This is a genomic window from Kutzneria buriramensis, assembly GCF_003387475.1.
In the GTDB taxonomy this organism is placed as follows: Bacteria; Actinomycetota; Actinomycetes; order Mycobacteriales; family Pseudonocardiaceae; genus Kutzneria; species Kutzneria buriramensis.
The window spans coordinates 874592-890842 of sequence record NZ_QUNO01000001.1; the positions used below are offsets into that span (position 1 = coordinate 874592).

Here is a 16251-nt window from a genome sequence, read left to right on the forward strand (position 1 = left end):
CCTGATGGGGTGATGAGGGGACTTGTCGTCGACTTCGGCGGCGTGCTGACCGACCGGGGGCCCGACGGGGTCGGCGAGCCGCCGCTCATCGGCGCCGTGCTGGCCGCACGGGAGGCCGGCATCCGGACCGCGCTGCTGTCCAACGCGGACGGTCCCGGTGAGCCGATCCCCTGGCTGGACCGCCTTTTCCAGGTTCTCGTCTTCTCCGGTGACGTCGGCGTGGCCAAACCGGACGTGGAGATCTACCGGCTGACCGTCGAGCGCCTCGGGCTGGCGCCGGCGGAGTGCGTCTTCGTCGACGACCTGGCCGTCAACGTGCGCGGGGCCGTGCGGGCCGGGCTCGTCGGCGTGCACCACACGTCGGTGGCCGCCACCCTGGCCGAACTTTCCGTGCTGCTGGGTGTCGATTTCGCCGGGGGTCCTTCGTACAGGGGGTGACCCGAGCGAAGGAGAACGGCGATGCGTTCGATCACGGCCACGATGTTCATCAGCCTGGACGGTGTGGTGCAGGGCCTGGGGCGGTCCGACGAGGACACCCGCGGCGGCTTCACCCACGGCGGGTGGGGCCCGCGCTACAACGACGAGGTCATGTTCGCCGAGATGGGCAAGGGCATGGCCAAGGCCGGCGACCTGCTGTTCGGGCGTCGGACCTGGGAGGACTTCGAGGCCGCGTGGGGGCACTCCACCGACGGCAACCCGTACACGGCGCTCATGAACTCGACCGTGAAGTACGTCGTCTCCCGGACGCTGCCCGACGCCGACGCCTGGCAGAACTCGGTCCTGCTGCGTGGCGACGCCGTGCAGACCGTCGCCTCGCTGAAGGCCCAGCCCGGCAACGACCTGTCCATCAACGGCAGCGCGTCGCTGGTGCGCACCCTGCACGCCGCCGGCCTGATCGACCACTACGTGCTGCTGATCCACCCGCTCACCCTGGGCAGCGGGGCCCGGCTGTTCGAGGGGCCCGCGCCGCTGACGGAGTTCGACCTGGTCAGCAGCGTCGCCACCGGCAAGGGCGTGATCATCGCCCAGTACACCCGGCGCTGAGGATCAGCCGTCGGCCGGGAGGAGTCGGACCAGACCGACCCAGTTCTCCGCCGTCTCCACGTAGGCGGCTCGGACCTGCCAGCGGCCGGCGCTCACCGGAACCGGCGCCTGCTCGGGCTTGCTGTCATCGGGATAGCCGGCGGCCAGGTCGGCGCCCGCGACGGCGGAGTCCATGAGCACGGCCGGGCCGTCGGTGGACCAGGTGCCGCAGTCGTCCCACTCCGTCGCGGGATCCGCGAGGACGGCCTCGGCCGCGGCGATCAGGTCGGCCTCGGAGTCGGCGGCGTGCCAGCGCAGGAAAGCCCGGTGCTCGGGCAGATAGCACGTGGTCGCCGGCTCGTCGCCCAGCACCAGGGCCTGCGCGCCGCCGACGGCGATCACGGCGGCCCGGTCCTCCACCTCGCAGACGCGGTCGTAGTCGTCCGGCGCGGTCCCGTCGCCGGCGATGACTCCGGTCTCGGTGCAGCCGTGCCATGCGGCAACCGCCGAGACCGGGATGACGATCAGCGGGCCGCCCATCGACTCCACCCATGCCGGCGTGGGTGCGGAGATGCTCATGACGGCAATTGTGGCCGCTCGACCGGGGGAACGGATCGGGTTTGGGAAGCCGCCGCCGCTAGCGTCCGAAGGCATGGACGCACTGCTGCTGGCCTGCACTTTCACGTTCGCGACGACGGGCAAGGGGCAGGAGGTGACGGCGGTGTGCCCGATGCCGGCCTACCGGGTGCTGGCGAAGTGCGGCGACCCGGACAGACCGGAGGGCGGCTGGACGGTGTACGGGGCGTGGGCCGGCGGGCACGGCTCCACCGCCCTGTGCCGGGGAAGCAGGATCATCGACTATCGGGTCGAGACCGCCTGACGAGTTCGAAGCAGAGGACGGCGGCGGCGCTGGCGACGTTGAGGGATTCGACGCCGCCGGCCATGGGGATCGAGACCCAGCGGTTGATCAAGGGGCGCACGCCGTCGGTGATGCCGGAGGTCTCGCTGCCCATGACGAAGGCGACCTTGTCGGGGAACGAGGCCGTGAAGACGGTGTTGCGGGCGCCGGCGTCCATGGCGACGAGGGTGTAGCCGGCGTCGCGCAACGACGACGCGGCCTCCTCGGCGGTGTAGCACCGCAGCACGGGGGCGGTGAAGGCGACGCCGGCGGAGGCCTTGACGACGAGGGGGTCGATGGTGGCGACGCCCTTGCGCGGCACGACGATGCCCTCGAGGCCGGCGGCGGTGGCTGTGCGCAGGATCATGCCGACGTTGGCGGGCGTGGTGATCCCGTCGAGCAGCAGCACGGAGGCGGGCGGGCGGCGGTCGCCCAGGGCGGCGGCGAGGGTGCGCATTCGCGGTGCGACGACGTCGGCCAGCACGCCCTGGTCCTGCTTGCCGTTGCCGGCGAGCACCTTCACCCGCTGCGCGGAGGCGCGCTGGACCTGCACGCCGCGGTCCCGGGCGGCGTCGAGGATCTCCCGCGCGGCGGGGCCACGGGCGCTGTCGGCCAGCACGACCTTGTCCACGGACAGGCGCGCGTCGGCCAGCGCCTCCAGCACCGGTTTGCGCCCGTAAACCGTCACGAACCGATCCTTGGGGGACACATTGTCGACACCGGGGACCTCACGCACCCGAGCAGGATGGCACAGCCGTACGGATGTGCCAGGATCGGCACCATGCCGGACCGCCTCTCGGCGCTGGACGCGTCGTTCCTGTACCTGGAAGACCAGACGACCCCGATGCACGTCGGCGGCATCGCGGTCTTCCGCAAGCCCCGGACCGGCTTCGACTACGACGGCCTGGTCGCGCTGATCGAGCAGCGCCTGGCGCTGGTCCCCCGATACCGGCAGAAGGTGGTCCAGGTGCCGGGCCGGCTGGCCCGCCCGGTCTGGGCCGACGACCCCGACTTCGACGTCACCTACCACGTGCGCCGCTCGGCCCTGCCCAAGCCCGGCAGCGACGAGCAGCTCAACGACCTGGCCGCGCGCCTGATGTCCCGGCCGCTGGACCACACCCGCCCGCTCTGGGAGACGTACCTGGTCGAGGGCCTGGAGCGCAACCGCATCGCGGTGATCACCAAGACCCACCACGCCATGGTCGACGGCATCGGCGCGGTCGAGCTGGGCCAGGTCATCCTGGACGTGTCGGCGACGCCCCGCCCGCCGACCGAGAACCTGTGGATGCCGCAGCCGGAACCGGGCGTCACGCAGCTGGTGTTCGACGCCGTCGCCGAGATGGTGCAGCGCCCCGGCGAGGTGCTGGAGAACGCCCGGTCGGCGGCGCTGGACGCGGCGGCGACGGTGCAGAAGGTCGCCGAGGCGGTGACGGGCGTGGTGTCGGCGGTGAAGGCGGCGGCGCGGCCGGCGCCGGGCAGCCCGCTCAACGTGCGGATCTCGCACCAGCGCCGGTACGCGACGGCGCGCACCAAGCTGGACGACTACCGCGCCATCCGCAAGACCCACGGCGGCACGGTCAACGACGCGGTGCTGGCGACGGTGTCGGGGGCGCTGCGCACCTGGCTGCTGTCCCGGGGCGAGGCAGTCAATTCGTACGCCACGATCCGCGCGCTGGTGCCACTCTCGGTGCGTGACACCGAATCGGAGAACGGCATCGGCAGCAAGGTGCAGGCCTACCTCGTCGATCTGCCGGTGGGCGAGTCGAATCCGGTGGTGCGACTGCACCACATCAGCCACGCCATGCGCGCCCACAAGGAGTCCGGCCAGTCGGTCGCCGCCGACGCCCTGGTGCGCGTCGGCGGCATCACGCCGCCCACACTGCACGCGTTAGGTGCCCGCGTCGCGAGCTCGTTCTCCCGCCGCATCTTCAACGTGGTGGTGACCAACGTGCCCGGCCCGCAGGTGCCGCTCTACGCGGCCGGTGCGAAGATGATCGAGATGTTCCCGATCGTCCCGCTGGCCAAGAACCAGGCGCTGTCCATCGGGGTCACCTCCTACGACGGGGGTGTCTACTTCGGACTGAACGCGGACCGGGACGCGATGTCCGATGTGGACGTCGTGGCCGGGATGGTCGAGGAGTCGTTGGAAGAACTCGTGGGAACGGTGGCCACGTCATGAGGGTGTTCCTGCCCGCCACACTCGGCATGCTGCACCAGCTGGTGTCCGACGAGGAGTTCCGCCCGGTGGGCGGCACCGCGTTCGCGCTGACGCCGGCGCTGCGCGAGTCCTACGCCTCGGGCGACACCGAGGACATGGAGTACATCGCCATGCTCGACGCGGCCCGCGCCTCGCTGCGGCTGCTGGCCGCGGAGCTGTCGGAGAACCCGGAGGCGCTGCCGCGACGCGCGGTGATCGCCGCCGACGTGGAGGACGTCAAGCTGCGGCCGGACCTGGACTACTCGGTGGTCAAGGTGCCGGGCACGGTGACCATGAAGATGATCGCCTCCGTGCACGTGGACACCGCCGACGCCGAGCCGGCCGTGCGGGCGGCCTCGGCGGTGGTGGACGCGGCGGACCTCGGCGACCCGGACGCGGAGTTCACCGTCGGCAGCGCCGAGGACCACGCGCTGGCCTGGTACGCGCCGCAGGAGTTGCCATTCCTGCTGGAGCTGATGTGATGGGTCCATGGACGCGGTCACCTCGGTACCCCAGCCGTACAACGAGCCGGTTCGCTCCTACGCCCCCGGCAGCGCCGAACGCGAGTCGCTGCACCGGCGCGTCGCCGAGCTCGAAGGCAACAAGCACGAGCTGACCATGACGATCGGCGGCCGCCGGCGAATGGCCGGCGGCGCGCCGATCGACGTGGTGCAGCCGCACGATCACGCCCACGTGCTGGGCGTGACGGCACAGGCCAGCAAGGACGACGTCGCCGACGCCGTGCAGGCGGCCAAGGACGCCGCGCCGGCCTGGCGCGAGCTCCCGTTCGACGAACGCGCGGCGGTGCTGCTGCGCGCCGCCGACCTGCTCGCCGGACCGTGGCGCGACACGCTCAACGCCGCGACGATCCTCGGCCAGTCGAAGTCCGTGCAGCAGGCGGAGATCGACTCGGCCTGCGAGCTGATCGACTTCTTCCGGTTCAACGCCGCCTTCGCCCGTGAGCTGATCGCCGAGCAGCCGGCGTCGAGTCCGGGCGTCTGGAACCGGTTCGACCACCGGCCGCTGGACGGCTTCGTGGTGGCGATCACCCCGTTCAACTTCACCGCGATCGGCGGCAACCTGCCCACCGCGCCGGCGCTGATGGGCAACACCGTGGTGTGGAAGCCGTCGCCGACGCAGCAGCTGGCGGCGCACTACACCATGCAGCTGCTGGAGGCGGCCGGGCTGCCGCCGGGCGTGATCAACATGGTCACCGGCGACGGCGCCGCGGTGAGCGAGGTGGCGCTGGCCGACCGGGACTTCGCCGGCCTGCACTTCACCGGCTCCACCGCCACCTTCAAGCGGCTGTGGCGCACCATGGCCGACCACCTCGACCACTACTGGTCGTACCCGCGGATCGTGGGGGAGACCGGCGGCAAGGACTTCGTGGTCGCGCATCCGTCGGCGGACCCGGACGCGCTGGTCACCGGCCTGATCCGGGGCGCCTTCGAGTACCAGGGCCAGAAGTGCTCGGCGGCGTCGCGGGCGTACATCGCGCGGTCGCTGTGGGAGGGCGGGGTACGCGAGCAACTCGCCGACGTGGCAAGGAGTCTCAGCTACGGCGACGTCACCGACTTCTCCCACTTCGGCGGCGCGGTGATCGATTCACGGGCGTTCGCCAAACACAGCGAGCTGTTCGAGCGGGTGCGCAACGAGCGACTGGTGGACATCCTCGTCGGCGGCGTCGCCGACGACCGTGTCGGCTACTTCGTGCAGCCGACCGTGCTGGTCGGCGAGGACCCACGGCACGACGTGTTCACCACCGAGTACTTCGGGCCGATCCTGTCCGTGCACGTGTACGACGACGGGGGCTACGGCGACGTGCTGGATCTTGTCGACACCTCCACCCCGTACGCGCTGACCGGCGCGGTGTTCGCCACCGACCGGGCCGCGATCGAGCAGGCGCACCGGGCGCTGCGGTTCTCGGCCGGCAACTTCTACGTCAACGACAAGCCGACCGGCGCGGTGGTCGGGCAGCAGCCGTTCGGCGGCAGCCGCTCGTCGGGGACCAACGACAAGGCGGGGTCGATCCTGAACCTGACCCGGTGGAGCAGCCCCCGCTCGGTGAAGGAGACCCTCGTCCCGCCGACGAACCACGGCTATCCGCACATGGGCTGAACGCAGGGAGTCAGCCGCCGGCCGGCGGCGGGGACAGCTGGCTGTCGGGGGGCACCGGGACGTCCACCGGCTGTCCCCAGTCGGAGTAGCTGCGGCTGACGGTCAACGTCCCGGTGGTGGCGGGCACGTCGAGCCTGGCCTCGGACCGCAGCGGCACGTTGCCGGCGCCGACCCACAGCTCCTCGACCATGCCGCCGAGCTTGGCCTCCAACAATGTCGTGTCCTTCAACGGCCCGTCGGGCAGCGTCTTGGCCATGGCGGCGAGATCGGTCCTGAGCGAATAGTGCCGCGCCGGCACGACCCCCGCGGGCTGGATGTCCGAGCCGGTGACGGCAGTCGACGCAGGATCCAGCGGTGCGGCGAAAGGCGCCAAGGTGGCCTGCTTCAACGACGCGAACACCGGCGCGAAGCCCTGGGAGAAGGCGTCGCTGCCGCCGTCGGTCGCCCGCACCCACGGCTTGTCGGGCGGCAGCTTCTGGTCCGCCGGGAGTCGAACGTAGACGGCGGTCGGCGTGAGCACGAACGACAGCGTGGTGGTGTCCGGCGACTTGGTCGTCATCGTCGCCGTCATCCACAAACCCTTGTCGTCACGGCGAAACGCGCCGGTCACCGACGTCACGGTGTGCGCGGCGAGCAGCTCGGTAGTGGAGTCCACAGTGAACTTCGCGGAGCCCTGGCCGGACAGCTTCGCGGACACCGCCTTGGCCAGGTCCGGCAGCGCCACCTGGGCGGGTGGCGCGATCGCCGGGTCGACCGCGGCGGATCCGTCGAGGCCGGACGAGCAAGCCGACAGCCCGAACAGGGCCACGGCCGCCACAACGATTCTGGCGATCACTTCTGAACCACGTAGACCAGTTCGTTCCCGAACTCCAGCTCCTCGACCTGCCACTGCCGGCCCTCCGCGTGCGCGGTGAAGCCGCTGGAGTACGTCCGGTACATGCCCTTGGAGCGCTGCCCGAGCGACTTGGTCGGGAAGCTGACCACGACCACCGGCGAGTTGATCGCGTCGATCAGGCTCCAGCCGAGCTCCTTCTGCTGCGTCTCGATGCACGGCACGGCCTTGAGCAGCAGCGTCACGTCCGCTGGCGCGGGATCCGGGCCGGTCAGCAGGTCGTGCACGGCGACCTCGTGCGAGACGCCCAGCACGGTCAGCGCCTCGTCGAGGAACGCCATCAGCCGGCTGTCGATGTCCGACGCGCGGTACAGCACGTCCTCGCCGACCGGCATCCACTCCACCGTCAGCGGATTCATGCCGCACGCGAGGTCGGCGATCACCTTCGGCGGCTCCGGCAGCCGCTCGAAGATCGCCGCGTAGAACTCGTCCAGGATGGGCAGGCGCTCCTTGGTGGACGCGTGCGAGGACATCGTCCGCGACAGGACGTCCCGCCGCTCCTCCCGGCTGCCGGCGTCGCGCAGCAGGCCGAGCATCTTCTCGTACCGGGGCGTGCTCGGCAGGTACGCGCCGAAGATCTCGTGCAGGCCACGCTTGGTGCGCTTCACCGCGTCGTTCACGTCGCCGCGCGCCGCGGTCAGGGACGCGGTCGCGATGCGGCGCACGGTGTCGTCGGCGACGCTCTGATAGCGGGCGCTGTCGCGCACCGCCACCAGCACCTTCGCCAGCTTCTCGTCTTCCACCACTACTCCTCGGCCAGCCCCGCCCGCGAGGCCAGCAGCCTACGCAGCGAGCGCAGCCTGCCCTCGGTCGCCAGCCCCTCGGCGACCACCGTGTCCAACATGCAGTCCGGGTCCTCGGGCGGTCCCAGGTGCCCGCATCCCGACGGGCACTCCTCGGCGGCCTCGGCCATGCCGGGGAACGCCGCCACGATGTCGTCCGGCGTGATGTGGGCCAGGCCGAACGAGCGGATGCCGGGGGTGTCCACCACCCAGCCGCCGGCCGGCAGCGGGAACGCCACCGCCGAGGTCGACGTGTGCCGGCCCTTGCCGACCCCGCTGACCTCGCCGGTGGCCCGGTCGGCCGCCGGCACGAGCTTGTTCACCAGGGTGGACTTGCCGACGCCGGAATGGCCGATCAGCGCGGACACCCGACCGTCAAGACGCTCGGCCAGGGTGTTGGGTTCCCGATCCGATCGGGTGACCACGACCGGCAGGTCGAGCTCGGCGTAGACGCCCAGGATCTCGTCCGGCGAGGCCAGGTCGGACTTGGTCAGGCAGAGCACCGGCGTCAGGCCGCCGGCGTATGCGGCGACCAGGCACCGGTCGATGAAACCGGTTCGCGGCGGCGGGTCGGCCAGCGCCGAGACGATGATCAGCTGCTCGGCGTTGGCCACCACCACCCGTTCGAACGGGTCGGTGTCGTCGGCGGTGCGCCGCAGCACGCTGCTGCGGGGCTGGCGGCGCACGATCCGGGCCAGCGTGTCCACCGCGCCGGAGGTGTCGCCGACCAGGTCGATCTCGTCGCCGATGACCACCGAGGTGCGGCCCATCTCGCGGGCCCGCATGGCGATCACCTTACGTTCGGGGTCGCCGTCCAGCGCGATCGTCCAGCGGCCGCGGTCGACGCCGACCACCATGCCCGACTCGGCGTCGGCGTGGTCCGGCCGCTTCTTGCTGCGGGGGCGGGAGCCCTTGCCCGGCCGGACCTTGACGTCGGACTCGTCGAGCCGGCGCCAGTCGCCGCGCGTCACACCCGCTCCGCCAGCTGGAGCATCGCCGCCCACATGCCGGGGAAGTCCGGGATCGTCTTGGTGGTGGTCTCGATGTCGTCCACGGAGACGCCGGGGACCCGCAGGCCGATGATCGCGCCGGCGGTGGCCATCCGGTGGTCGTGGTAGGCGTGCCAGAGGCCGCCGGTCGGCTGCGACGGCCGGATGATCAGGCCGTCCTCGGTCTCGTCGGCGTCGCCGCCGATGCCGCGGATCTCCGTGGTCAGCGCGGCGAGCCGGTCGGTCTCGTGGCCGCGGATGTGCGCGACGCCGCGGATGTGGGTGGGGCTGTCGGCCAGCACCGCCATCGCCGCCACGGTCGGCGTCAGCTCGGAGGCGTCGTGCAAGTCGATGTCGATGCCGTTCAGGCGCTCGGGGCCGGCGACGGTCAGGCCGTTGTCCGACAGCGACACGTGGCAGCCCATGCGTTCGAGGACGTCCCGCATCTCGTCGCCGGGCTGGGTGGTGACCAGCGGCCAGTCCGGCACGGTGATCGACCCACCGGTGACCGCGCCGGCGGCCAGGAACGCCGCCGCGTTGGACAGGTCCGGCTCGATCCGCCAGTCCTTCGCCCGGATGGCGCCCGGCGCGACGTGCCAGCGGTTGGGCTGGCTGTCGTCCACCTCGACGCCGACGGCCCGCAGCATCTCGATGGTCATCTCGATGTGCGGCAGCGACGGCACCGGCTTGCCGTCGTGCAGCACGGTGACGCCCTGCTCGTAGCGGGCGCCGGAGAGCAGCAGCGCCGACACGAACTGGGACGAACCGGACGCGTCGATCGTGACCTCGCCGCCGCGCACCCCGCCGTGGCCGTGCAGCGTGAACGGCAGCGAGTCGCCGTCGACCGCCACGCCGAGCGAGCGCAGCGCGTCCAGGACGGTGTTCATCGGGCGGACCCGGGCCTGCTCGTCGCCGTCGAAGCGCACGTCCCCGTCGGCCAGCGCCGCGGCCGGCGGCACGAAGCGCATCACCGTGCCGGCCAGGCCGCAGTCCAGGTCGGCGTCGCCGCGCAGCGGGCCGGGGGTGACCTCCCAGGAGCCCTGGTGGCCGTCGGCGATGCGCACTCCCAGCGAGCGCAGCGCCGCCGCCATCAGTTGGGTGTCGCGGCTGCGGAGGGGAAGGTGGACGGTGGAGGAGCCGTCGGCGAGGGCGGCCAGCAACAGGGCACGATTGGTGATCGACTTGGAACCGGGCACGGGGACGGTCGCGCGCACGGCTTCGGTGACGGACGGAGTGGGCCACGGCTGCGTCATGGGGGTGATGATTCCCTACTCGGCGCGCTCAGTTCCCCCTCGGGGCCGGTGACATGCGACGATGATTTCGGAGGTGGTCAGGGGTGTGCGGCAGGTATGCCTCCACGAAGGACCCGGCGCAGCTGGCGCTCGAGTTCTCCGCGGTCGACGCGACCGCGTCGGAGGCCCCCGGCGCGGACTACAACATCGCGCCGACCAAGCCCGTGCTGGCCATCGTGGCGCGGCATCCCCGTGACGCCGACGGCCGTCCCGACCCGTCGGCGGTGGAGCGCACCATTCGGGTGATGCGGTGGGGGCTCGTGCCGACCTGGTCCCAGGACCGCAACGTCGGCGTCAAGATGATCAACGCTCGGTCCGAGACCGCCGCCGTGAAGCCGGCCTACAGCGAGTCGATGGCCCGGCGGCGGTGCATCCTGCCGGCCGACGGCTGGTTCGAGTGGCGGCGCGAGACCGGCGCCAAGGAGCCCTTCTACGTCACCAATCCGGATGACACGAGCCTGGCCATGGCCGGGCTGTGGACGGCCTGGCGGGACCCGAACCAGCCGGCGTCGCCGTGGCTGGTGACCTGCGCCGTGCTGACCACCGACGCGTTCGGGCCGCTGGCCTCCGTGCACGAGCGGATGCCCCTTGTCCTGCCGCGAGACGCCTACGAGCGGTGGCTGGCCCCCGACCTGGGCAGCGACGACGTCGCCGACCTGCTGAAGCCGTCCCCGGAGATCGTCGACCGCTACGAGCTGCGGCGCGTGTCGACCGCCGTCAACAGCATCCGCAACAACGGTCCCGAGCTGCTGGCCGAGGCCGAGCCGGAGCCCGTCGAGCTGGACCTGTTCTCGTGACCAGGACCCAGGTCGAGACGCCCTTCGGCCCCGCCCGGGCCGAGTTGCACTGCGCCGCCGAGAGCCGGGCCGCGTTGCTGCTGGGCCACGGCGCCGGCGGCGGGATCGAGGCCCCCGACCTGGTCGCCGCCACCCGCGCCGCCACCGCCGCCGGCGTGCACGTCGCCCTGGTCGAGCAGCCCTACCGCGTCGCCGGCCGCCGCGCCCCCGCGCCCGCCAAGCAGCTCGACGCCGCGTGGCTCGCCGTCGTCGAGGACCTGGGCGAACGCTGGTTCGAGGGGTTGCCGCTGCTGTTCGGCGGCCGGTCCTCCGGCGCTCGTGTCGCCTGCCGGACCTCCAGCGACGGTTCCGCGGTCGCCGTCCTCTGCCTCGCGTTCCCGGTCCACCCGCCCGGCAAGCCGGACAAGACCCGGTTGCCCGAGTTGGACGGCGTCGAGGTGCCCACGCTGGTCGTCCAGGGCTCCCGCGACCCGTTCGGAATGCCGGAGCCGGCACACCACCGGGAGGTCGTCACGCTGGCCGGCGACCACTCGCTCAAGGCTGACGTCAGCGGCGTCACCAAGGCCGTGACCGAGTGGCTGAACCGGGTGCTTCACACCCTGGACGCCTGAGTTCCAGGCAGCGGCCCTCGCGGTGCCACGTCATTGCACGCAGAACTCGTTGCCCTCGGGGTCCTGCATGACGACGTGGTGGCCGAACTCGTCGTCGACCTCGCGCAGCCGGGTGGCGCCGGCGGCGACCAGGCGTTCGACGTGGTCGGCGACCAAGGCGCGGCGCTGTGCGGGGTTGCCGGACCTGACGTTCACGTCGAGGTGCACCCGGTTCTTGGCGGTCTTGCCCTCCGGCACGGGCTGGAAGAACAGCCGCGGCCCGTGTCCGGACGGGTCGACGACGGCGGCCCGCCACTGGTCCCGTGGAATGTCGTTCGCAATCGCAAAGGCCGCCCAGCTGGCAAAACCTGGCGGCGGGGGCTCGGGGACGTAGCCGAGGGCCAGTGCCCAGAACTCGGCCAACCGCTGCGGATCGCCGGCGTCGAACGTCACCTGGAACCCGAGGGCCACGGCGTCAGCCCGCGATCGGGGCGACGACGGCGTCGGTGAGCTCGGCCAGGGCGGCCGGGGCCAGCTCGACCTCCAGCCCACGGCGTCCCGCCGAGCAGAACACCGTCTCGAACCCGGTGGCCGACGCGTCCAGCACCACCGGCAGGCGCTTCTTCTGACCCAGCGGCGAGATCCCGCCGGCGACGTAGCCGGTGGCCCGCTCGGCGGCGGCGACCTCGGCCATGCGCGCCTTCTTGCCCTTCAGCGCGGCGGCGAGGGCCTTGAGGTCCAGCTGGCCGGTGACCGGAACCACGCCGACGGCCAGCTTGCCGTCGACCTCGGCGACGAGTGTCTTGAACACGCGGGCGGCGTCCAGGCCCAGCGCCTCGGCGGCCTCCAGGCCGTACGAGTCGTGCCGGGGGTCGTGGTCGTAGCTGTGCAACGTGTGCGGCACCTTGCGCTTGGCCAGCAGCGCGGTCGCCGGGGTTCCCTGTCCCGCCATGGCGCAGACCCTATGACGCGCCTCTCACCGTGGAATGACCATGGGGGTCGCTGTGTTGAAGCCGACGTGGCTACTTCAAGCGCTGTGCTCGGCCGGTCCACGGCCCGACGCGTATCCTTAGGGGCGAACGACACGCTTCCCGCACGGGGAGCGTCGACAGCGTCCGCCCGGCTCGCACGCCGGCGGGGAGGGAGCCAGGTGCCGGGTAGCTCCGCCCAGGTCAACGACAACGAGATCACCGAGCAGGAAACTCCCGAGCAGCGGGCCGCGCGCTTCGAGCGCGATGCCATGCCCCTGCTCGACCAGCTGTACTCGGCCGCGCTGCGCATGACGCGCAACCCCGCGGACGCCGAGGACCTGGTCCAGGAGACCTATCTGAAGGCCTACAGCGCCTTCGAGTCGTTCACCAGCGGCACGAACCTCAAGGCCTGGCTGTACCGCATCCTCACGAACACCTACATCAACGGCTATCGGCGCAAGCAGCGGCAGCCGATCCAGACCTCCGCCGACGAGATCACCGACTGGCAGATCGCGGCCGCGGAGAGCCACACCTCCTCGGGCCTGCGCTCGGCCGAGGTCGAGGCGATGGACCGGCTCCCCGACGACGACGTCAAGCAGGCGTTGCAGCAGCTGCCCGAGGAGTTCCGCATCGCGGTCTACCTCGCTGACGTCGAGGGCTTCGCGTACAAGGAGATCGCCGAGATCATGGGCACCCCGATCGGGACCGTGATGTCCCGCCTGCACCGCGGTCGCCGACAGCTGAAGGACCTGCTGACCGACGTGGCCAAGGAGCGCGGCTTCCTGCGCTCCCGCGAGCGTGAGGTGGCGGGGTCGTGAGCGGCGAGGGCGAACTCCACGACAAGAAGGCCGGCTGCTCGGAGGTGCTCTCGGAGGTCTGGGCCTTCCTGGACAACGAGTGCGACGGCAAGCAGCGCGAGATCCTGCGCCAGCACCTCGACGAGTGCAGCCCCTGCCTGGAGCAGTACGGCATCGAGGAGCACCTGAAGATCCTGCTGGCCCGCAAGTGCGGCGGCGACCACGCCTCGGCCGAGTTCAAGGAGCGGCTGCGGGCGTGTATCAAGGAGAAGGTGCTCGAGCGCACGGTGACGGTCCGGGCCGAGGTCGAGATCGAGCAGCGCTGAACCCCCTGAACAGGCGAAGGCCCCGGTGACGACGTCACCGGGGCCTTCTCGCGCGTTCACGCACGGGTCTCAGGCGTTGGGCCGCTTCCCGTGGTTGGCGCCGCCCTTCTTGCGGTCGCGGCGCTTGCGGGCACGCTTGGACATAGCTGTCTCCTCTAAAGCCGAACGTCTGTCCCCCGATTGTCGCACGTCCGCTGCGCGCCCCCGAATCCGTGGTTCCATGACGAGATGACCGAGGAGATCCGGGCCGAGATGGTGGCCAACGTGAGCAAGGTCGTGGCGCATGAGGGCGACACCGTGGCCGACGGCGCGGAGATCGTCATCCTGGAGTCGATGAAGATGGAGATCCCGGCGGTGGCCCACCACGCGGGACGGGTGACCAGGGTCGCGGTGGCCGAGGGCGACGTCGTGCAGGAGGGCGACCTGCTCGCGGTCGTGGAGTAGCCGCGCGGCTGGCCCGAGAGTGATGTCGTGCGGGATGGCGGCCTGATCGCCGTCGCCGAGTCGCGGGACCGACTAGCGTCGGCGGCGTGTCGACACTCACCGACCTGCTCGCCGAGCACACGGGCCTGCCCGGCGCCGCCGCCGACCACCTTCAGATGGTGGCCGCGGAGTGGCAGCTGCTGTCGGACCTGGCCTTCGCCGACTTCGTGCTCTGGGTGCCGCTGGGCGACCACCAGGACCCGGACGCCAAGTACCTGTGCGTGGCGCAGGCCCGGCCGACCACCGGCCCGACCTCCCACCCCGACGACATGGTCGGCAGCACGGTCACCGCGGACGAGCACCCGCAGCTGCGCCGCGCCCTGGTCGAGGGTCGGATCTGCCGCGAGGAGGACCCCCGCTGGCACCTGGGCGTGCCGGTGCGCCGGGAGACCATCCCGGTCCGCTTCCACGGCGAGATCATCGCCGTGCTGTCCCGGGACACCAACCTGGCCGTGCCGCGGGTGCCGAGCCCGCTGGAGATCGCCTACCTGGGCAGCGCCGCCGACCTCTGTCAGATGATCTCCGACGGCACGTTCCCGGCCGTCGAGCCGTCCGCCGACGTGCACACCAGCCCCCGCGTGGGCGACGGCCTGATCCGCATCGACAGCGCCGGCGCGGTGGTCTTCGCCAGCCCGAACGCACTGTCGGCGTACCACCGCATGGGCCACGCCGCCGACCTGATCGGCGTGCACCTGGCCCCGCTGACCCGGTCGCTGGTGGCCGACCCGTTCGACGCGACGGAGGTCGCGCAGCGGATCCGTACCGCCCTGGACGGCAATCCGAGCATGCGCATCGAGGCGGAGTCCCGCCGCGGCGCTGCGGTGCTGTTCCGGGCGCTGCCGCTGCGGCCGCTGGGCAAGGCGGCGGGCGCGCTGGTGCTGGTCCGCGACGTCACGGAGGTCAAGCGCCGCGACCGCGCCCTGCTGTCCAAGGACGCGACGATCCGCGAGATCCACCACCGGGTGAAGAACAATCTGCAGACGGTGGCGGCGCTGCTGCGGCTCCAGGCCCGCCGCACCAACAACGCCGAGGCCCGGGACGTGCTCCAGGAGTCGGTGCGCCGGGTGACCTCGATCGCGCTGGTGCACGAGACGCTGTCCATGTCGGTGGACGAGCGGGCCAACCTGGACGACGTGCTGGACCAGGTGTTCCCGATGCTCTCGGACGTGGCGACGGCGGAGAACAGCATCGCCGTGCGCAAGGAGGGCAAGCTCGGCGTGGTGCCGGCGGAACTGGCCACGCCGCTGGTCATGGTGCTCACCGAGCTGGTGCAGAACGCGCTGGAGCATGCCTATCCGGCCGGCAATTCGGGCGAGGTGGTGGTGCGTGCCGAGCGGTCCGCCAAATACCTGGACGTGGTGGTGGCCGACGAGGGCAGGGGCCTGCCGCCGGGCTTCTCGCTGGAGCGGACCGAGCGGCTGGGCCTCCAGATCGTCCGCACGCTGGTGGAGTCCGAGCTGCGGGGATCGCTGTCGCTGCGCCGCCGGGACGAGAAAGGCACCGAGGCCGTGCTGCGGGTGCCGCTGCGGCGCAGCCGCTAGATCGCGCGTCGATTAATTCGACTTGGACGTACAAGGGGCTTGGAACCTCGGGGGAAGGTTCCAAGCCCCTGGCACGATGAGAAATCGAAAAGAAATGCGTTCGTCAGGCGTTGCTACGAGCGCGGGTACGAGCGTTGCGACGCTTCAGCGCACGCCTCTCGTCCTCGCTCATACCGCCCCACACGCCGGCGTCCTGCCCGCTCTCCAGTGCCCACGACAGGCAACCGGACACCACCGGGCAGCGGCGGCAGACGGTCTTCGCCTCGGCGATCTGCAGCAACGCCGGACCGCTGTTCCCAACGGGGAAGAACAGCTCGGGGTCCTCGTCACGGCAGGCCGCGCGGTGGCGCCAGTCCATTTCTCTAGCTCCTCGCTAAGCGCGCTGCGAGCGCGCCGTTGTCGTCAGCGGTCGTCGGGGTGCTTGTGAATGCTTTCACGAACTCTCGGGATGTCAAGGGGTCGGCTCCGACTCGGTGAGAGAACTCACCCGAAAGATCGGCAGGCCTGACCACTGGCTCCGGTCCGTGACCAGCAATGATGCCGTGTGTCGCGGCG

22 protein-coding genes are annotated in these 16251 nt (G+C 71.4%); 12 read left to right on the forward strand and 10 right to left on the reverse strand.

Annotated features, from left to right (window positions below; translation table 11 throughout):
* The first annotated feature begins 9 nt into the window (after nucleotides 1–9).
* Together BCF44_RS04190 and BCF44_RS04195 are read left to right on the forward strand one after the other, a co-directional pair.
* Entirely contained in the window at nucleotides 10–438 is a 429-nt protein-coding gene (locus BCF44_RS04190; protein WP_246014817.1) for an HAD-IA family hydrolase, read from the forward strand.
* Between the two features lie 21 nt (nucleotides 439–459).
* A complete protein-coding gene (locus BCF44_RS04195; protein ID WP_116172668.1) occupies nucleotides 460–1044 on the forward strand; it encodes a dihydrofolate reductase family protein in 585 nt (194 codons plus the stop codon).
* Between the two features lie 3 nt (nucleotides 1045–1047).
* Here the strand turns inward: BCF44_RS04195 and BCF44_RS04200 are convergent, their stop codons facing one another.
* Nucleotides 1048–1602 (reverse strand): Imm21 family immunity protein, encoded by a 555-nt coding sequence (locus BCF44_RS04200; RefSeq protein ID WP_211352874.1) that lies wholly within the window; start codon nucleotides 1600–1602, stop codon nucleotides 1048–1050.
* A gap of 73 nt (nucleotides 1603–1675) precedes the next feature.
* On the opposite strand from BCF44_RS04200, the gene BCF44_RS04205 reads away from it, so the two are divergent.
* Entirely contained in the window at nucleotides 1676–1903 is a 228-nt protein-coding gene (locus tag BCF44_RS04205) for a hypothetical protein (RefSeq protein WP_116172670.1), read from the forward strand.
* Here BCF44_RS04205 and BCF44_RS04210 read toward each other — a convergent pair.
* The gene (locus BCF44_RS04210) at nucleotides 1875–2609 is read right to left on the reverse strand and encodes a TrmH family RNA methyltransferase (RefSeq protein WP_246014818.1); all 735 of its coding nucleotides are present in this window, start codon (nucleotides 2607–2609) and stop codon (nucleotides 1875–1877) included. The two genes, BCF44_RS04205 and BCF44_RS04210, sit on opposite strands and share 29 nt — an antisense overlap.
* A gap of 93 nt (nucleotides 2610–2702) precedes the next feature.
* Here BCF44_RS04210 and BCF44_RS04215 point away from each other — a divergent pair, with 93 nt between their 5' ends.
* The 3 genes from BCF44_RS04215 to pruA are packed head-to-tail and all read left to right on the forward strand — an operon-like array spanning nucleotide 2703 to nucleotide 6236.
* On the forward strand, nucleotides 2703–4100 hold the full coding sequence (locus tag BCF44_RS04215; protein WP_116172901.1) for a WS/DGAT/MGAT family O-acyltransferase: 1398 nt from the start codon (nucleotides 2703–2705) through the stop codon (nucleotides 4098–4100).
* Nucleotides 4097–4600 carry a DUF6912 family protein gene (locus BCF44_RS04220; RefSeq protein ID WP_116172672.1) on the forward strand — a complete coding sequence of 168 codons (504 nt, stop codon included), beginning with the start codon at nucleotides 4097–4099 and terminating at the stop codon, nucleotides 4598–4600. Before BCF44_RS04215 ends, BCF44_RS04220 begins: the two co-directional genes overlap by 4 nt.
* Nucleotides 4601–4607: 7 nt before the next feature.
* Nucleotides 4608–6236: an L-glutamate gamma-semialdehyde dehydrogenase gene (gene pruA, locus BCF44_RS04225; RefSeq protein ID WP_116172673.1), complete on the forward strand. Its 1629-nt coding sequence runs from the start codon at nucleotides 4608–4610 to the stop codon at nucleotides 6234–6236.
* Nucleotides 6237–6246: 10 nt separating this feature from the next.
* Here pruA and BCF44_RS04230 read toward each other — a convergent pair whose 3' ends face one another.
* Genes BCF44_RS04230 through aroA form a run of 4 tightly spaced genes read right to left on the reverse strand, consistent with a single transcriptional unit; the run spans nucleotide 6247 to nucleotide 10152 of the window.
* Nucleotides 6247–7071, reverse strand: coding sequence for an SCO4651 family lipoprotein (locus BCF44_RS04230; protein ID WP_116172674.1), 825 nt, complete (start codon nucleotides 7069–7071; stop codon nucleotides 6247–6249).
* Nucleotides 7068–7871, reverse strand: a complete 804-nt coding sequence (locus tag BCF44_RS04235; RefSeq protein ID WP_246014819.1) for a class I SAM-dependent methyltransferase — start codon at nucleotides 7869–7871, stop codon at nucleotides 7068–7070. The genes BCF44_RS04230 and BCF44_RS04235 overlap by 4 nt, the downstream gene beginning before the upstream one ends.
* 2 nt (nucleotides 7872–7873) lie before the next feature.
* Complete coding sequence (rsgA, locus tag BCF44_RS04240; RefSeq protein ID WP_116172676.1) at nucleotides 7874–8881, reverse strand: ribosome small subunit-dependent GTPase A; 1008 nt, start codon at nucleotides 8879–8881, stop codon at nucleotides 7874–7876.
* Nucleotides 8878–10152 carry a 3-phosphoshikimate 1-carboxyvinyltransferase gene (gene aroA / locus BCF44_RS04245; RefSeq protein WP_116172677.1) on the reverse strand — a complete coding sequence of 425 codons (1275 nt, stop codon included), beginning with the start codon at nucleotides 10150–10152 and terminating at the stop codon, nucleotides 8878–8880. Before aroA ends, rsgA begins: the two co-directional genes overlap by 4 nt.
* A gap of 83 nt (nucleotides 10153–10235) precedes the next feature.
* On the opposite strand from aroA, the gene BCF44_RS04250 reads away from it, so the two are divergent.
* Entirely contained in the window at nucleotides 10236–10988 is a 753-nt protein-coding gene (locus BCF44_RS04250) for an SOS response-associated peptidase (RefSeq protein ID WP_116172678.1), read from the forward strand.
* Nucleotides 10985–11599: an alpha/beta hydrolase family protein gene (locus tag BCF44_RS04255; RefSeq protein WP_116172679.1), complete on the forward strand. Its 615-nt coding sequence runs from the start codon at nucleotides 10985–10987 to the stop codon at nucleotides 11597–11599. The genes BCF44_RS04250 and BCF44_RS04255 overlap by 4 nt, the downstream gene beginning before the upstream one ends.
* A gap of 30 nt (nucleotides 11600–11629) precedes the next feature.
* Here BCF44_RS04255 and BCF44_RS04260 read toward each other — a convergent pair whose 3' ends face one another.
* Entirely contained in the window at nucleotides 11630–12049 is a 420-nt protein-coding gene (locus BCF44_RS04260; RefSeq protein ID WP_116172680.1) for a VOC family protein, read from the reverse strand.
* Between the two features lie 4 nt (nucleotides 12050–12053).
* On the reverse strand, nucleotides 12054–12530 hold the full coding sequence (ybaK, locus tag BCF44_RS04265) for a Cys-tRNA(Pro) deacylase (RefSeq protein ID WP_116172681.1): 477 nt from the start codon (nucleotides 12528–12530) through the stop codon (nucleotides 12054–12056).
* 234 nt (nucleotides 12531–12764) lie between these two features.
* Here ybaK and BCF44_RS04270 point away from each other — a divergent pair, with 234 nt between their 5' ends.
* Complete coding sequence (locus BCF44_RS04270) at nucleotides 12765–13367, forward strand: sigma-70 family RNA polymerase sigma factor (protein WP_246014836.1); 603 nt, start codon at nucleotides 12765–12767, stop codon at nucleotides 13365–13367.
* Nucleotides 13364–13672 carry a mycothiol system anti-sigma-R factor gene (gene rsrA / locus BCF44_RS04275; RefSeq protein WP_116172683.1) on the forward strand — a complete coding sequence of 103 codons (309 nt, stop codon included), beginning with the start codon at nucleotides 13364–13366 and terminating at the stop codon, nucleotides 13670–13672. Before BCF44_RS04270 ends, rsrA begins: the two co-directional genes overlap by 4 nt.
* A 69-nt stretch (nucleotides 13673–13741) precedes the next feature.
* Here rsrA and BCF44_RS59120 read toward each other — a convergent pair whose 3' ends face one another.
* Nucleotides 13742–13816, reverse strand: a complete 75-nt coding sequence (locus BCF44_RS59120) for a 50S ribosomal protein bL37 (RefSeq protein ID WP_096498094.1) — start codon at nucleotides 13814–13816, stop codon at nucleotides 13742–13744.
* Between the two features lie 84 nt (nucleotides 13817–13900).
* On the opposite strand from BCF44_RS59120, the gene BCF44_RS04285 reads away from it, so the two are divergent.
* A complete protein-coding gene (locus BCF44_RS04285) occupies nucleotides 13901–14116 on the forward strand; it encodes a biotin/lipoyl-binding carrier protein (protein WP_116172684.1) in 216 nt (71 codons plus the stop codon).
* A gap of 86 nt (nucleotides 14117–14202) precedes the next feature.
* Nucleotides 14203–15696: a sensor histidine kinase gene (locus BCF44_RS04290; RefSeq protein WP_116172685.1), complete on the forward strand. Its 1494-nt coding sequence runs from the start codon at nucleotides 14203–14205 to the stop codon at nucleotides 15694–15696.
* Between the two features lie 103 nt (nucleotides 15697–15799).
* Here BCF44_RS04290 and BCF44_RS04295 read toward each other — a convergent pair whose 3' ends face one another.
* Nucleotides 15800–16054 carry a WhiB family transcriptional regulator gene (locus tag BCF44_RS04295; RefSeq protein ID WP_043722052.1) on the reverse strand — a complete coding sequence of 85 codons (255 nt, stop codon included), beginning with the start codon at nucleotides 16052–16054 and terminating at the stop codon, nucleotides 15800–15802.
* Nucleotides 16055–16251: the final 197 nt, after the last annotated feature.

Bases quoted from the DNA above. Each gene is read 5' to 3' on its own strand.
- BCF44_RS04195 (WP_116172668.1), top strand. From the start codon at position 460: ATGCGTTCGATCACGGCCACGATGTTCATCAGCCTGGACGGTGTGGTG.
- BCF44_RS04200 (WP_211352874.1), bottom strand. From the start codon at position 1,602: ATGAGCATCTCCGCACCCACGCCGGCATGGGTGGAGTCGATGGGCGGC.
- BCF44_RS04205 (WP_116172670.1), top strand. From the start codon at position 1,676: ATGGACGCACTGCTGCTGGCCTGCACTTTCACGTTCGCGACGACGGGC.
- BCF44_RS04215 (WP_116172901.1), top strand. From the start codon at position 2,703: ATGCCGGACCGCCTCTCGGCGCTGGACGCGTCGTTCCTGTACCTGGAA.
- BCF44_RS04220 (WP_116172672.1), top strand. From the start codon at position 4,097: ATGAGGGTGTTCCTGCCCGCCACACTCGGCATGCTGCACCAGCTGGTG.
- pruA (WP_116172673.1), top strand. From the start codon at position 4,608: ATGGACGCGGTCACCTCGGTACCCCAGCCGTACAACGAGCCGGTTCGC.
- aroA (WP_116172677.1), bottom strand. From the start codon at position 10,152: ATGACGCAGCCGTGGCCCACTCCGTCCGTCACCGAAGCCGTGCGCGCG.
- ybaK (WP_116172681.1), bottom strand. From the start codon at position 12,530: ATGGCGGGACAGGGAACCCCGGCGACCGCGCTGCTGGCCAAGCGCAAG.
- BCF44_RS04285 (WP_116172684.1), top strand. From the start codon at position 13,901: ATGACCGAGGAGATCCGGGCCGAGATGGTGGCCAACGTGAGCAAGGTC.
- BCF44_RS04295 (WP_043722052.1), bottom strand. From the start codon at position 16,054: ATGGACTGGCGCCACCGCGCGGCCTGCCGTGACGAGGACCCCGAGCTG.